Here is a 16,206-nt window from a genome sequence, read left to right as displayed (position 1 = left end):
TTTTTATTGTTTTTCTTGGTTCTGATTATCATTGGATTCTTCTCCACCCAAATCATCAGGAGCCTGTTCTTTAGCAATCTTCCGAATCTTATAATTTCCCGAATCACCTACATAGAAAGTCTTTGTTGCCTCATCGTAAGCCAAAGCTACTGGTTGATTAAAGCGTGCTCTCTCACGTACTTCTCCATTTTGCTTACCCCATTTATAACTACTTGCGGAAGCAGAACCACGTCCGGCAAACGTAGAAACTACTCCATCCGGAGTCAATACTCGAATACAATGATTTTCTTTATCTGCAAAATAAAAGTCATACCAATCATCTTTATTAGCTAGCTTATACTCTTCGTTAAATACGAAAACACCTTGACCTGGTTTATTGATGCGTGCATTGATACCTACAAGATCCTTATAATCAGCCTGACCGGATTGTCCACATACAATATACGGAGTAACCAACTTTTTAGTTTCTTCATCATAATTGGAACGAAGTATATAATGCGATTCATGCATGATGATATAAACATATTTACCTGTTGGATGAGGAACCATACTAAAGTCAACCGTCTGATTAGGTACACTAAATGCCAAAAGTTCATTCAACCCTGATCCACCAGGAACTTCCGGATTGTTATTATAACCGTTTTCCTCAAAATTATATCTATACACATTGCCTGTCGCACGATGATTGAAGTAAAGTTCTCCCGTTTGTGGAAGCACCATAGACCCATTGCAAGCATTACCACGTGCCAAAGCGACCCAACTGGCCCCTTTGAAATCCTGTCCGTCTGTACTATTCTCACGCTTTAAAATAATATTGTTTCTATTCTTAGCGCCACCATTTTGGGGAGCAGCCAATATCATATCACCATCATTAGTCCATGTAATAGTAGTTGCACGATTGATATTATCCAATTTCTTGGTATAGATCATTTCTTGTTCCAGATCCAACACTCTCAAAAGCCCATTATTTTGAGATAAATAAAGGATATTAGAATGTTGGGGGTCGAAAGAAAACCAAAAAGGATAATCTATCTTTCCACAATCGTCAAACGGACCTGTTTCTACAATATTTCCCTCACCCAATTCATCTACATCACCGCATAAGTCTGTTACTACCATTTGCGGTTCGTACTGATATTTTTCAGATGCTATCACAGTTTGCTCACCCACTTTTACTTCAATAGTTCCTTCGAAACAGCTTTCCGGCGTAGAACAGTAAATACTAGTACCTTTAGCACTAATAACAATAGCTTCTTTTCCACCTACCTTAACGGAAACAAGAGAAGGATCTGTGCCAAAATTACTGCCATAGATAATCATCTTCTTCTTTCCACCTCCCGACTTGGGTGTGAAATCAGTTACCTCTACTGGCTGATTCGGATCATAAGGTGCTGATGTCTCGTCTTTGCTATCTTTGCAGCCAGTAAAACAGACTGCAAAAACGAATGCCAACATCATACACTGTAACCCTATGCTCCCATGTTTCATAGTTTTACATTTCATAATACACTAGATTTAAATTATTGATTATTCTGAACTTTATCCATTAATACCTTCATCCAGTATCCTCCAATCACCGAACGAGCTCTAAAGCCAACCCATCGTCCGCTGTCTGTATGGTGCCAGTCACTGATAGGTACACGAGATACTGTTTCATTGATATATTTATAGACTGGATCAGAGAATCGTTGGAAAGTATCCTTATCCGGGGACATAGCCGCTGTCCACATGATCCAGTCAGATTTTGTGTATTCTTTACGCGAATCCAGAGGAAGTCCATAAGGATTCTGTTTGGTCAAATAATAGTTTATTTCTTTTCCGATTACATTGTTAGGAAATAAATTCAGGTTCCATAACTTATCCCAAACCATGTTATATTTTTGACTCCAGGTATCTTTACGGTCAAAAGCCAGACGGTAATGATCACCCTCATTCGCCATTTCTTCCCATTTCACCGCCATTTTCTTGGCTATAGCCGCATATTTGTCTGCTACATCATTTAATCCGAGCATCCGAGCCATTTCGCTGTATCCGGCCACTCCCATGATCGCTTTCACGGAAAGATTGGCATTATGAGCCCAATGTCCGGCGAAGTCATCCGTGCAAAGTTGGTTTTCCGGGTCCTGTCCAGACTAAGTTTTTTTAGTTATTTAGTTTATTATCAGATATGTATAGCTAACATGTCTTGTTTCTGTGTTGTAATTAGTTGGTTTTTCGAGTGTTTTTGTAGTCTATAAAAATGATTTATTTCTAGGATTTGGGGTATCCCAGATTGTTTCAACAAATTCTAATTCTAGAATAAAATATCAACAGTTCATGCATGATAAAGAAATAATATATCCCCAAATGTAGTTTCAGGGATCAAATAAGATGGAATAAAGACATGATATATTAGTGGCGGTTTAAAACAGACTAAAATGATTCCATCCATTCACTTGACCGACAGATGTTTTTATATCCTTATCTCCATTATAAATCGCGAAACATTGTTCCGTTGGAGTATTAGATAGTTTAGCCCATTTTGAAATACCTTTAAAGAAATCCGGTGAATAAGTTGCTCCTGATTTGATTTCATAGGCATACTGTTTCCCGCCAACCATTCTTAATAAGTCAACCTCATTGCCAGTACTATCACGCCAAAATGATAATCCCGGTTCAACACCTCTATTATAGGATTCTTTTACAAATTCATTGATGACAAGATTTTCAAACAATCCTCCACGTAAAAAATGAGTAGTTATTTGTTCTGCATTTTGTATGTCAAGTAAAGAACAGGCTAGCCCTGTATCATAAAAATATAACTTAGGAGTTTTTACCAATCGTTTGGCATAATTGTTATAATCAGGTTTCAGTAAATAACAGATATAACTTGCTTCTAATATAGATAACCAGTTAGTAGCTGCTGTGACAGAAATTCCACATTCATTTGCTAATGATGAAAGATTTAATAATTGCCCTATGCGACCTGCACATAATTTGAGGAATTTAATAAATTTACTTAGATCCCCAATATTACGTAATAATCTCACATCTCTCTCTACATATGTTTGTATATAGAAAGGATAATAATCATTCGGATTTATAGCTTTATCATAAATACGTGGATAAGCTCCCTTAAAAACTTCTTCATTTACACTGGATGGCAATATTTCTCCTTTTTCCATTTCATAATGCGAAAACGGTAGTAGCTTGAGTACTGCCGTACGTCCAGCTAATGATTGATTCACACTTTCCATTAATAAGAAGTTATGAGATCCAGCCAGCATATACATACCTTCTTTATTCTCTTTATCGGTATGCGTTTGAATATAAGAGAAAAGTGACGGAACTCTTTGAACTTCGTCGATAATTGTTTTATCCGGATAGGTGGAAAGAAATCCTCTCGGATCATCTGTAGCAAATAATCTCATATCAGGATCTTCCAAAGATACATACTCATAGTCCTGAAAGGAATTCCTCAATAATGTTGATTTTCCAGATTGTCTAGGTCCTGTCAATGTGACAATCGGATATTTATTTGCCATTTCAATTAGCTTGGATTTCAATATTCGTTCTATCATTGCTGCTTTTATTTTATTATTTGCAAATTTAATCTTTAAAAGTGAATTTGCAAAACTACTCTGTTTTTTAATTTAAAGTTCTCTATTTATATTAGATCTTTTATAATCATATCTGCAGCATACTATAAGTAATTATAATTTAAGCAGCCTGTCATTGAGCTGGATTTAAACAATGGCAAGCTGCTTATTATTTATCTTATATTCAATAATATACCTTCTATCTGTTCTACGGAGCGTATCAAAGCTATTTTAGCATCAAAGAATTTCTTAAAAACAAGAACTTACATTCAACAACTGATTCGCATGAATAATTAAGGTTGCATTGCTTCATTTTAAACAGTGATGCTTATGACTAATTATTTCCTAGTGCTGTATTCAGTCGGAGAACACCTTCCAAAAGAGAAGCTCCACTTGCTTGTGCGCCCATAGAAGCAATATTTCCAGTAAATATGGATCCCCAATAATAGTTACAATACATTTCCGGATAAGTTCCACGAATCAAGTTTGCGCTCAATGTTTCTGCATTTTTTCGCAGGAAAAGAATCAGATTCTGCCTAAGTGTACTATTAGCAGCTTCATCCAATGCCAAATTGACTATATAAGGAATCAAAACAGCTTTAAAGATGCTTTGGTCCATAGACGGACCTTCATTACGCAAAATGCCATTAGTTAAGCACCTATCACTGGTTGTGACATAGCTAATTACTTTTTCTGCACATGTCAGATAATATTTTTCATTTGTAATATGATACAATTGCCTACTTGCTTCTCCATACGTACCTTGCGTATAGGTTAAAGGAGGTTCCTCTATTCTACCATCTCCCAATGTTAAGTAATTATTGTCGTAGGCAAATTTATGAAGTATTTTAGCATCTGATAAATACTTATCTTCATTGTATTTTTTATACAATTTGGCAGCCATCAAAGCACCGGGAGCATTGGTACATATATTCCGGCTTCGCCCATTAGAATTATTTTCATTATTCCAAGGAAGTCCAGTTCCTTTATCATCTGTCCATTTTCGTGTAATAATGTAAGTGTCATACAACCTCTTGGCTGTATCGGCAAACTTATTATCGTCTAACACTTCTGACATTCGTAACAAAGTCAGACCAATCCAACACATATCATCAGTATATGGATTTGAAAAGCCTGTAGGATCGTTGTTGTCGTGATGATAATTATTTCCATGATTTTGAAACCATCTTTCAAAATATTCTTTATATGTCGCAGCCAATATAGGATTATTATCTTTGATACGTTCATAAGAATACAATACCACATCAATAGCATGAGCCTGTTGCCAATAAATATAAGTATTAGCCGAATTTCCAGATATATTTTGGGGTGATACCCAAAACGTTCCTTTCGTTTTATCCATAAACTGTTCAATAAGCACATACGTACAACTATCTGCCAAAGGCACTCCCTTATTCGATGGAATAGCAGTAATGGTGACTCTTTCTGATTTTCTTCCGTAGTTATCCACCACAACAACAGATATGAAATAAGGCTCTGCGGATGTCAACCGGAGTACATACCCTTCTCCTTTCTGGATCGTATTCACTCTTTTTTCGTCATTGGAACCTTTCTGTTTATAATAGATTTCTACCCCTAGCATATTGGTCACAGTAATCGGATTCGTCCATGTTAGATAAAGTTCATTGGGATTTTGTGTAATCTTAGCCTTCAAATTCGTCACTGGTGTAATCGTTATTTGCGAAGTATCGGTGCTACCCTCTATTGTATTGGTATCCTGTTCATTTGTTTCCCCACAGGCAATACATGAAAATATAAAAATTAAAAACAATACATATTTATTCATTGCGATAATAATAAACGACTGAAATGCTATGGATATTTACAAATATCCATAGCATTTACAATCCCCATTTATAGTTTATTTATTCTTTGACCAACCTTTAATTTCCTTCTTCCCATTCGATAGCTTGGTCTTCATCCGGAATTTGAGTATTGATTTGACGTTCTAATGTCAACGAACCCATTACATGAAATTCAGTTTCGACACCGGGAATCGTTGTATAGTCTTTGAACGTATAGTTGATATTATTGATAATAATGGTTCGGTGCATTAAGTAGGGACGGATAGCGTCCATTGACTCCGTGATACTGTAAGAAGCAGTGATCTCATTATTAAAATCATCTTTACCGAGCGCAAACTGCATTTTATTATTTGGATCTGCCGGAGAAAGCGTTACTGTTCCATTATTGTTGAATTTTGCTTTAATCCGATACCCTTTCCTGTCTTGACGAGTTTCATCAAATAAACCTGCATAGAAGAATAACGTTTCATCGTCAACTACATACATCATGACATAATTTTTCACGTATGGTGCATCTGTTTCTGAACCATTCAAATATGTTTTGTAATTTACAGCACTATAATTTCCTGAATAATCATTGAATGGCATCACACGAAGCAATGCCTTCCGATAGTGCTTTCGATAGTTTGGGGTATAGTTTCCATCAGGTGATTCTTCGATAGTCAATGGTAATACCCATTTGTCTGATAAGTCGATGCCCTCCATTGAAAAGTCGATAGGCATTAATGCTACATCTTGCCCGGCATTGATCTGCACCGTTTCTGAATGAGAGTAGAATTTTTTTGGCAATACTTGATAGTACAAGTCGGTACGATTATTGAAGCGTTCTTGGTTTAGTACTTTTAAGGTATCTGTATCCAAACCAACATGTACTGTAATGTTACGTTCATTGGTGGTAGATCCGCTCACAATGATTGGTAACTGAAATGTCGTCTTTTCATTACCAGATCTATAGCGTACATTGATTCGAGACACACCATCACTGTTAATGGGAGCTTTAAATGATATATAATGTGTAAACTGTTCATTTTCCCATTCATCATTGCACGAACTACATAAGCCGGCTATGGGTAACAGATATAATAAGATATTTTTCAGTTTCATATTCTAGTTTTTTTTAGATTAATCATTGTAGGTCCATCCCGGGTTTTGGGTCAGAAGTTTATTTCGTTTCAGTTCACTGTGTTTGATGGGCCAAAAATACATTTTCGGTGAGAAAGTAGCAGAAAGATTTGATATAGGAACCGGTGTGTGGAACAGGTCTTTATTGGCATTACTCATAAATGTATAACAACCGTAAACCGGCATTGCTTCCTCTACTTCCGCATCTTTCCAGCGTCGAAGATCATAGTAGCGTTTTCCTTCAGCAAAGAGCTCAATCTGACGTTCGCGTTTTAGTTTGATGCGAAATTTAATCGGGTTACTATATGTATCTGCATCATAATCGGGCACCCCGGCACGCATGCGTATTGGTTTTATACCTGTACGCATATCTTCTACGTTGCGGCTGATTGTGTAAGTGATGGAGCCATCCCAAGAAGGAACTTCATAACTAGTAGTCAATTCATTCAAAGCTTCTGCATACATCAGCAGGATATCAGCATATCGAATAGCTGGTTCATCTTTATCTTTTACCTTGGCTGCATCGCTATTATAATAGGTGTCATCAGGATGCACATACTTAGCTACCCCAATGCCGGTGCGCAACCAGAACATACTATTTGCATAACCATTTCCATCTCCGCGATAATAGAATACTTGTTGATCTTGATTCTGAACTTCTGGTTCATTACCTAGATGCCAGTACATACCGTTATAAGCAATGGACGCATAGAAACGTGGTTCACGTTCAGCATATTGCAAAGATACTCCATTTGGAAGCGGTTTGTGATCTGTATTATTTGTTGTATAACCAGTTGTGCGAGGGCGAGTATCTATGCGTCCTTGATAAGCTGGAGTGCCTGCATATTCAGAGTTCATTCCCGGACAGTCAGTACCATCGCTCATATAATAGGCATCTACCTGTTTCATGGTGGCACCGTGCGTATTCCATCCTTTAGCTACAGTAGGCAATTGATGAATGACCATATCTTTGATGCGTTCACCGGAAATATTCTTTCCACGAGTAAAAATCAATTCCGGATTGTCCATAGCAGTTACCTGTCCGTTGAATAGAGAACGATAAGATTCGAACGGATCAATATTCTGCCAACCTTCGGGAAAATTTTTATAACTATATTCCGGGTGAATCGGAGGAGCGATGGTAGCAGGAAAAGCAATAGAATGAGTCGACCGGAAATCGGCTGTATAAATATGGTAAACGCCTAGTCCCATCACATCTTTGCAAGCAGCTGCTGCTTTAGCCCATTTACTGTTGTCGTATACAGGATTTAATAAACGTTTCCCGTCACGGTTGGTCATTTGCTGTGCATACGCATCATCGTTGCCATTCATTAGCGGACTTGCAGCATAAAGCATTGCCAAAGCACGGGTAGCTAAGGCGGCACCGCGAGTAGGACGGGTAATGGAAAGCTGGTCTCTTTTCAAAGGTAAACCCTGTGCTGCCAAGACCATCTCTTTAGCGATATAATCTACACATTCATCGTATGTATTGCGGGGAAGTTCCAAATCTTCGTATGACTGATTGTAATCAAAACCCTCATCCGGAACCAGTGGAATAGGACCATACTTCCGGAGTAACAACCAATAGTAATAGGCACGAACAAAGCGGGCTTGTGCTTTGAGGTCAATGATTTCCTCCGCACTATGCTCAATGCTCATATCTGCATACTGGATGAAAATAGAAGCCTGTCGAATACCATTATAACAACGGTTCCAAGTATCTTGGAAAGTGTTTTCATCGTATGCTCCTTCACGGAATTTATTATAAGATAAAGCACCGCCTTTGGTTGCATCCACTGTAACATCATCATCACCATAATACATGCAATCATCAAACACAAAAGGTGTATTACGTTTACTTGCAACATCACAACATTGTCCCAACAAATAGGTATACGCCTGTGCCAACCATTGTTCTGTTTTTTTATAGTCGGTAAAAACTTTATCAATTGTTTCTCTATCCTCAAAAATGTAATCAGAATCCAAATAATCGGAACAAGAAGTGGAACTGATCGCAAAAATTGCGACTAATAGTATATATATTTTTTTCATATCATTAATCATTTATAAGTTAACGCTCAAACCTAACGTTACGGATTTGGACAATGGATATTTCTCTCCATTATTGCTACCCATTTCCGGGTCCCAGAGTTTGAAACTAGACCATGTAAGTAAATTGGTTCCAGTCAAGAAAATACGTACATTATTAAAATGTATTTTGTTAACCAGTGCTTTGGGGAGTGTGTAGCCGATATCAACCGTTTTCAGACGTACGTAGGAACCGTCACGCAACCAGTAAGTAGAGTTGCGGTAGTTATTAGTATAAGCATAAATCGTTGTATTTCCATTTCCTTGGTCCGTGTAACTTAGGCGGGGGAAAGTAGCATTGGGATCCTCGTTGGCTGCAATACCTAATTTCTCGGCAGTATCCGCATCTACCCAGCGATTATCCAAAGTTCCTTTAATAATATTACCCCATTGCCCTTCGCTGAAAGCTCTGATACATTTCCCGGACAAGAAAAACTGCGACTTGCCCGCGCCTTGAAAATGCAAATTGACATCAAGTCCTTTCCATTTAACAGAAAGCCCAAGACCATAAATCAGATTCGGACGATTAGTAGCTCCTACTGCTACAATATCGTTGTCATCCACTACACCATCACCATTTACATCTTTGTATTTAATATCACCGGGCATTACAGGACCATACTTTTGAGTAGGACTATTGCGAATATCATCGTAATCCTTGAACAGTCCTAATGCAATCAATCCTTTATTCTGGTTCACTCGATAGCCCTTTTGCATTTGATAGGGATATACATTGTTAGCTTCGTCTCTTTCAATAATCTCATTTTTGCTGTAAGTCATATTACCACGTACTGTCAAACTTACCTGATTGAACTTCTGTTTGAAAGAGAAATTGCCATCGAATCCCTTGGAATTTACTTTACCGACATTTGCAAAAGGACTCTTTCCTTGCAGGCCAATCATACCTGGCAAATACTGGCGTTGCATGAAAATTCCGCTACGACTTTCATCAAAGTAATCAACTGTCAATTTGAATTTGTCATCAAACAAAGCCAAATCTACTCCCAAATCTTTCTTCGTTGCCACCTCCCAAGTAACTTGGTCGGAAGCTAGTTCTGTGTAAGTTAATCCTGTGAATCCATAAGAACTACCGTAGTTTGCCCAATCATAACTATTGCCCTCGCCAATTGCGTACAGATAAGGGAAACGTACATCTGCATTGTTATGACGAATCTTATCATTACCTACTTTACCATAAGAGAAACGCACTTTGAACATACCCATCCATTTCCAATTCTTTTTGATAAATGATTCTTCTGCAATGTTCCATGCTAAAGAGTATGCCGGGAAGAAACCGAAGCGATGCCCTTTTGCGAAATTCTCCGAACCATTATAGCCGAAGTTGAAATCTACGAAATATCGATAGTTCCAGTTATACGCAATTCGCCCTGCCAATCCTTGATTACGTCTGTTGACACCATTTTTCAGATCATCACCTAAGTCTTGTGTTTTGATGTACGAGTCCTGTGTGTATTTCAACGTAGCATTGAGATGATGTGCCTTAAAACCGCGTTCCCAATTAAGCATCATATCTAAAAATTCACGACGGTTACCGCTAGAACCACTTTCTTGATGCATATTGCTACTATCCGAAATTTTCTTGAATACCAAATTTCCATTTTCATCGCGTGAACGTTCGGCACTCCATTGCTCAGGCCATTTACGACGATTGATGTGATTGTTATTATAGGTATCATAGCCGAAGCGTCCAACAAATTTCAGACCTTTGGTGATAAACTTCAAATTCTGTTCCAACGTAATATTTGTCTGAATCACATTTTCCCAGTTTTCATTGAATCCAGTCTGTGTAGCTGCTACCCATGGGTTTGTTTTGTTGCCTGTACCTACTGCCGGAACACGACCGTTGGAATAAAGTAAAGGAGTACGAATGGCGGTATAGCCAAAAAGTTCACCCCATACATCTGCATCACCCAGTCCCGGACTGTTTCTCTTAGATAACCAACCGGATACACCTAACTTTAATAGTGTAGTTTTCGTGATATCAATATCTGTATTCAGACGATAGTTGTAACGACGATAGTTTGCATTAGTGTTGTAATCGTCTTTCAACGCTTTATCAGTGTTGTACATGCCTTCTTCATCAAGGTAACTAATAGAGGCGTAATACCGTGCAGTAGAACCACCACCGCTTAAATTCAGGTTAACGCGGTGTTGCCATGAGCCTTTCCTCAACAATAAATCCATCCAATCCACATTCGGATAGAGATCTGGGTCTAATCCGTTTTTTAGAATCTCCAGTTCCTCCGGTTGATATACAGGTTCATAATTGCGTGTAATTCGTGACTCATTCAATAAGTTTGCATACGAAATCCCGTCTTCAAATTCAGGTGTAATAGTGCGCATGTTGTAGGTGGTTTGTGCCTTTATGTCAATCTTGATTTTTCCGGATTTACCATGCTTAGTGTTAATCAATACAACGCCATTAGCTCCTTTAGAACCGTATATTGCAGTAGCGGAAGCATCTTTCAAGATAGAAAAGTCTTGAATATCCTCAATGTTGATTTCATCCATGCTACGTTCGAATCCATCTACCAAAATATAAGCACCGGTTCCAGCCCCAAATGTGGAAATACCGCGAATCCAGAATTCTGAAACATTTTGTCCTGGTTGACCGGAAGTCTGGCGGGCTAATACACCTGCAACGTTACCTGCCAAAGCATTAACAACACTAGACGACGGATTAGCCATCAGATGTTCCATGTCTACTGTAGTGATGGCACCGGTTTGTACCAATTTACGTTGTGCACCGGTACCTGTGATTACAACCTCATCAATAGTAGTAGCTACATCTTCTTCCATTTTTATATTGACCGAACGCTGTTCCTTAATCAATACTTCTTGTGTCTTATATCCAATATATGAGAAGACCAGTCGGTTATAAGGTTCTACTTTAATGGTATATTTCCCGTTGATATCAGTAATGGCTCCTAATCCGGGAACATCCTTGACGATAATATTCACACCAATAAGCGGTTCCTTATTACTGTCAGAAACAATACCCGATACAGTAACAGTTTTCTGAGCCATTGTGCCGGTTACTACACATAGCAACAGTATACATAAAATTGTTATTTTTTTCATTTTTATACGGTGTTTATTCATTAATATCTTCTTCAAGGCCAATCTTTCTGATTCGATAGTTGTTGGCGTCTCCCACATATATCGTATTATCACGCTCATCCCACGCAATTCCTTTAGGCCGATTAAAACGTGCATCTTCTCGTAAGCGGCCATTTGCATACCCCCATGGGTTTGAATTCAAACTAGCGCTACCACGTCCGGCATAGGTAGTCACTTGACCCAAAGGAGACAAGATACGAATGGCATGATTATGTCTGTCTGTCAAATAGAAGTCATATTCATCCGAATTTCCGGCATATTCCGGGTTCTTTACAAATACACCAGAGTAGGGATTACCGAATCGAGCCTGATTACCGACCCCATCCTGATAAACATAAGTGTCTTTGTTACTATTAACACCTGCAATGACATAGGGAGCGGTAAAGGTTTCCCCATTGAAATCTGAGCGAAGAATATAATTGCGATTGATGACCATGAAATAAGCATATTTACCAGTTGGATGAATCATAATATTGAACTCCCATTCTTTGTCTTGCACTTTTAATATTGTCTGAGCGGCATCATCTGCTGTACCAGGTCTGACAGGGGTTGTTCTCTTTCCTGTTGCAAATTCCTCTATAACATATTTCTTTACCCGATAAAGCAGACTGTTCTGGTAATTGGAGAAGTAGAGGTCGCCAGTAGTAGGATGTATTGCAGCAGCTTGGCATCCTTGGTTCTGTACGATCACCCTTCCATTGCCCCACGTGAACCCACACGGCTTCGTTCCTCCTTCAATTCGATCGAACATCATAACAGCCGTACTATTAACATTTCCTTGCGCTAATCCTACAATCATGTGATATTTTCCATTGTCATCTTTATAGAAATCAATGGTTCGGCAACGCTGTGAGCCTACAAATGAGTTCTTGGGAATCATTGTATAGACCTGCTTGTTTGTGAAGTCAAAACAACGAATACCTTGTCCTACACCTTCAGCGTCTCCTGCGTCTTCTGCATCATATAGCAAATTATGGTCCTCCGGGTCCCAAGTCATAAAACAGGGATTCGTAATGGAGCCACAATCATTAAACGGACCATCTTTTGCTGAATTGGAACCTTGCTCACTAGTTGCACCACACAAGGAACTTACCACCACTTGGCGTTGATATTCAAACTTAACTTCGGCTACCTCGGCTGAATAGATTTCTTCTCCTTGTTTGATAGTTACCTGGATTTCACCCGAATAAGCCTTCGTTGGTACAATACAATATATGACAGTTGATTGTACGTTGACCACAGGCGCCTTCTGTCCGCCGATAGTGACTTCTATCAGAGACGGGTCATTGCCGAAGTTTTCTCCATAAATAAGAACCTTCTGACCTGCAGCACCATTAGTCGGACTGATTTCCTTGACACTAATAGGAAGCTGCGGATTAAAGGGACTGCCACCACTTCCTTGAGCCGGAGTGACTTCTTTTCCATTATCGCAACTCTGTAATAGAAAAGTGGTCAATGTAAACATTCCCCATAAAATGCCCAAACAGGCTTTCATTACTTTTTGTTTCATAATAAATTAGATTAAATATGTTAATAAAATCGCATAAGCAATAAGTATTACTTGTTTTTCTGTATAGGATATTTATTTCTGAAAGTAGGGCGCCACTTCCAAGATGGAAGGTGCGTTACTCTTGACGGAAGGCCATCCATCGTTACTCCAAATCAGTTTATCCATTAAAACATATCTTCCGTTTTCGGCTTCTTTCTTCTTGTAACCGTGGTAGATGATCCAGTCAGTTCCTACATCATCCTGAATCAGAATGGAGTTATGTCCAGGTCCTGCCCAAGTTTCATTGCCACTCATAATGATTTCACAATAATCATACAACATATCCCTTCCTGTCTTATCTAAATAAGGTCCAAGCACATTCTTTGAACGCCCTACCACAGTTTGATATGTACTGGTTGCTCCATTACAACAAGTTCCTATGGAAGCAAACAAGTAATAATATTCTCCACGTTTGTATATGTTGGTCCCTTCAAAACGATTTCCACAAATACGCTTCTTCAGGACTGGGGTTCCATCCGTGTTTTTCTTTATTTCCAGACCATTATCCGTGAGTTCTGTAGCATAGATACCCCGAAAACTTCCCCAAAACATATATTTTTTGCCATTGTCTTCATAAAAGAACTGGTCAATGGAATTTTGTACCCCAATCACTTTCGAGTCGATCAAACACCCTTTGTCTATAAATGGTCCTAGAGGGGAGTCTGACACAGCAACTCCTACATTACTTCTCCACTCATCTCCCCATATAGCCCATGAATAATAAAGCACATAATGATTATTGAAATAACGTATCTCTGGTGCCCAAATATTGTGGTCGCCACCCCAAGTGGGGCGAGTAGCATCCGTGAAAGCTGTACCCTTATACTCCCAATTCACCAAATTTTTGGAACGATAAATAGGAACATTTCGAGTATTCTCTGTTCCATAGAGATAGAAATAACCATCTTGGGCACGAATTACTGTAGGATCTGGTGCGCTAAAAGCAATAATCGGATTGCAATAACCACGCACTAATGTCAATATCCGGACAGACTTATCTATTAACACTGTTTCGCTATCGGCATTCGTTAGACACAGAGGAAGTAGATAGTACGTAGGATGTAGTTTAGTTGATTGAATAGTTAATTTCGTAGAAGCTTGATTATTCCCTGCAGAATAAGTCAACCCACCAAGAGTATACGAGTCATCAGGTAGCAACTCATAAGATGTTCCATGAGCTGCATTATAATCATTTACCAACTGTACAGCCTCTGGTGCAACACTTAACGTACAATGAAATGTACTCTGGTTTGTGCCACTAAAATCATAATAAGATTTAATGTCTACTTCTACTTTTTCTTGGTTTAATAGTATTTCTCCGCTAATACTCTCCAACTTGACAATAGCTGCTTGGACATCTATCGTAAGAAGTAAATTTCTTTTGTTTTCTTGAGCGCTAACCGATGCACTTTCTAACCGAAGAGGGAGTACATAATTAGTTTTTTCCCTCTTCCATCTTAAGAAGATTTCAGAGGAATGAAATTGAATTTCTATACTTTTTTGTTTCTCATTCGCTTTCAGTGTTAACATTTCCTCTAGCTGATAAAGATCTTCTGGAAGCAGTTGAAAGTTTGTTCCATTGTTAGAATTATAAGCTTTCAATTCACTGTCACTCCAAGTTTTCAATCGAACAGATATCTCTCCATTCAAAAGGGTACTCTTGCAAACAAGCACATTGTATGAAACGAAATTCTGGTCGGGCACTAGATTCAAATTCTGGAATCCATTCTGTTGTAAATACACAGATACATTAGTCTCATCTCCTTCTTTTCCATTCGACTCTTCATTATTATCGCTTGTCGAACAGGAAAACCAGAATAGTGTGCTCAATAGCATTACTAGATTCCATCGAAGAATTGATACAGTAGATAAGTTACACATAATATCACTCCCTAATAGAAAATTACTTGCTACCACTCAATTTATTCATTAACACTTGCATCCAGTATCCTCCAATCACGGAACGTGCTCTGAAGCCAACCCACTTACCACTATCAGTATGATGCCAGTCACTGATAGGTACACGAGATACTGTCTCGTTAATATATTTATAAACAGGATCAGAGAATTTCTGGAAAGTTTCCTTGTCTGATGACATAGCTGCCGTCCACATGATCCAATCGGATTTGGTGTATTCTTTGCGGGAATCCAAAGGAAGTCCGTAAAGATTCTGTTTAGTCAGGTAATAATTGAGCTCTTTTTCGATTACATTGTTAGGGAATAGGTTCAAATTCCACAACTTATCCCACACCATATTATACTTTTGGCTCCAAGTGTTCTTACGTTCAAAAGCCAAACGGTAGTGATCGCCTTCGTTTGCCATTTTTTCCCATTTCATCGCCATTTCTTGGGCTATTAAAGCATATTTGTCTGCTACATCATTCAATCCGAGCATACGAGCCATTTCGCTGTATCCGGCCACTCCCATGATCGCTTTCACGGAAAGATTGGCATTATGAGCCCAATGTCCGGCGAAGTCATCCGTGCAAAGTTGGTTTTCCGGGTCCTGTCCATACTCTACTAAATAATTGGTCCATGTCGTTAGAATGTCCCAATATTTCTTAGCATAATCTGCATTACCTTCAATTTTCGAAATAGCTGCAGTTAGAATCACCATATTACCACTTTCTTCAATCGGCATGTCACCACCATAAACTTGTCCATTAGCTATTGGATAAGTGCCAAGGTCATGTGCTGCGAAAGGTTTATCCCAGCGACCGCTAGCACTATATTCAAAGATACTAGTCATCATTGCCTTTTGTAAATCAGGATTATAGACCAAAAACAGGGGAGCAGACGGATAGGTCAGGTCGACTGTATTGATACAACCATTACTGTTATTCTCTTTAGAGAACCACATCAGATTGCCTTCTTTGTCTGTAAATAGTTTGTGAGCAGAAAT

General features: G+C 38.6%; 9 protein-coding genes and 1 pseudogene. All 10 read right to left on the bottom strand.

Going from position 1 to position 16,206, the window contains the following annotated elements; genetic code table 11:
• Nucleotides 1-3 precede the first annotated feature (3 nt).
• Nucleotides 4-1,503 (bottom strand): IPT/TIG domain-containing protein, encoded by a 1,500-nt coding sequence (locus HMPREF9010_RS11260; RefSeq protein ID WP_008649291.1) that lies wholly within the window; start codon nucleotides 1,501-1,503, stop codon nucleotides 4-6.
• Between the two features lie 17 nt (nucleotides 1,504-1,520).
• Nucleotides 1,521-2,129, bottom strand: a pseudogene (locus HMPREF9010_RS11265) (glutaminase domain-containing protein); the annotation flags it as partial.
• Nucleotides 2,130-2,402: 273 nt separating this feature from the next.
• A complete protein-coding gene (locus HMPREF9010_RS11270; protein ID WP_008649289.1) occupies nucleotides 2,403-3,560 on the bottom strand; it encodes an ATP-binding protein in 1,158 nt (385 codons plus the stop codon).
• 352 nt (nucleotides 3,561-3,912) lie between these two features.
• Entirely contained in the window at nucleotides 3,913-5,385 is a 1,473-nt protein-coding gene (locus HMPREF9010_RS11275) for a glycoside hydrolase family 76 protein (RefSeq protein ID WP_008649288.1), read from the bottom strand.
• A gap of 97 nt (nucleotides 5,386-5,482) precedes the next feature.
• Nucleotides 5,483-6,508 (bottom strand): DUF4973 domain-containing protein, encoded by a 1,026-nt coding sequence (locus HMPREF9010_RS11280; protein WP_008024164.1) that lies wholly within the window; start codon nucleotides 6,506-6,508, stop codon nucleotides 5,483-5,485.
• A gap of 18 nt (nucleotides 6,509-6,526) precedes the next feature.
• Nucleotides 6,527-8,578: a RagB/SusD family nutrient uptake outer membrane protein gene (locus HMPREF9010_RS11285; protein ID WP_008649286.1), complete on the bottom strand. Its 2,052-nt coding sequence runs from the start codon at nucleotides 8,576-8,578 to the stop codon at nucleotides 6,527-6,529.
• 12 nt (nucleotides 8,579-8,590) lie between these two features.
• Entirely contained in the window at nucleotides 8,591-11,716 is a 3,126-nt protein-coding gene (locus HMPREF9010_RS11290) for a SusC/RagA family TonB-linked outer membrane protein (protein ID WP_032852719.1), read from the bottom strand.
• Between the two features lie 13 nt (nucleotides 11,717-11,729).
• Nucleotides 11,730-13,265, bottom strand: a complete 1,536-nt coding sequence (locus HMPREF9010_RS11295) for an IPT/TIG domain-containing protein (protein WP_008649282.1) — start codon at nucleotides 13,263-13,265, stop codon at nucleotides 11,730-11,732.
• Nucleotides 13,266-13,337: 72 nt separating this feature from the next.
• Nucleotides 13,338-15,140 (bottom strand): family 43 glycosylhydrolase, encoded by a 1,803-nt coding sequence (locus HMPREF9010_RS11300; protein WP_232284353.1) that lies wholly within the window; start codon nucleotides 15,138-15,140, stop codon nucleotides 13,338-13,340.
• Between the two features lie 67 nt (nucleotides 15,141-15,207).
• A partial coding sequence (locus tag HMPREF9010_RS11305; protein WP_032852702.1) for a glutaminase domain-containing protein occupies nucleotides 15,208-16,206 on the bottom strand: 999 nt, incomplete at its 5' end.

Origin of the sequence: Bacteroides sp. 3_1_23 (assembly GCF_000162555.1) — a bacterium.
GTDB lineage: Bacteria > Bacteroidota > Bacteroidia > Bacteroidales > Bacteroidaceae > Bacteroides > Bacteroides ovatus.
This window is presented reverse-complemented; position numbering and strand designations above follow the sequence as displayed.

Coding starts and splice junctions, on each gene's coding strand:
- HMPREF9010_RS11260 (WP_008649291.1), bottom strand. CDS start 1,503: ATGAAATGTAAAACTATGAAACATGGGAGCATAGGGTTACAGTGTATG.
- HMPREF9010_RS11270 (WP_008649289.1), bottom strand. CDS start 3,560: ATGATAGAACGAATATTGAAATCCAAGCTAATTGAAATGGCAAATAAA.
- HMPREF9010_RS11275 (WP_008649288.1), bottom strand. CDS start 5,385: ATGAATAAATATGTATTGTTTTTAATTTTTATATTTTCATGTATTGCC.
- HMPREF9010_RS11280 (WP_008024164.1), bottom strand. CDS start 6,508: ATGAAACTGAAAAATATCTTATTATATCTGTTACCCATAGCCGGCTTA.
- HMPREF9010_RS11285 (WP_008649286.1), bottom strand. CDS start 8,578: ATGAAAAAAATATATATACTATTAGTCGCAATTTTTGCGATCAGTTCC.
- HMPREF9010_RS11290 (WP_032852719.1), bottom strand. CDS start 11,716: ATGAAAAAAATAACAATTTTATGTATACTGTTGCTATGTGTAGTAACC.
- HMPREF9010_RS11295 (WP_008649282.1), bottom strand. CDS start 13,265: ATGAAACAAAAAGTAATGAAAGCCTGTTTGGGCATTTTATGGGGAATG.
- HMPREF9010_RS11300 (WP_232284353.1), bottom strand. CDS start 15,140: ATGCTATTGAGCACACTATTCTGGTTTTCCTGTTCGACAAGCGATAAT.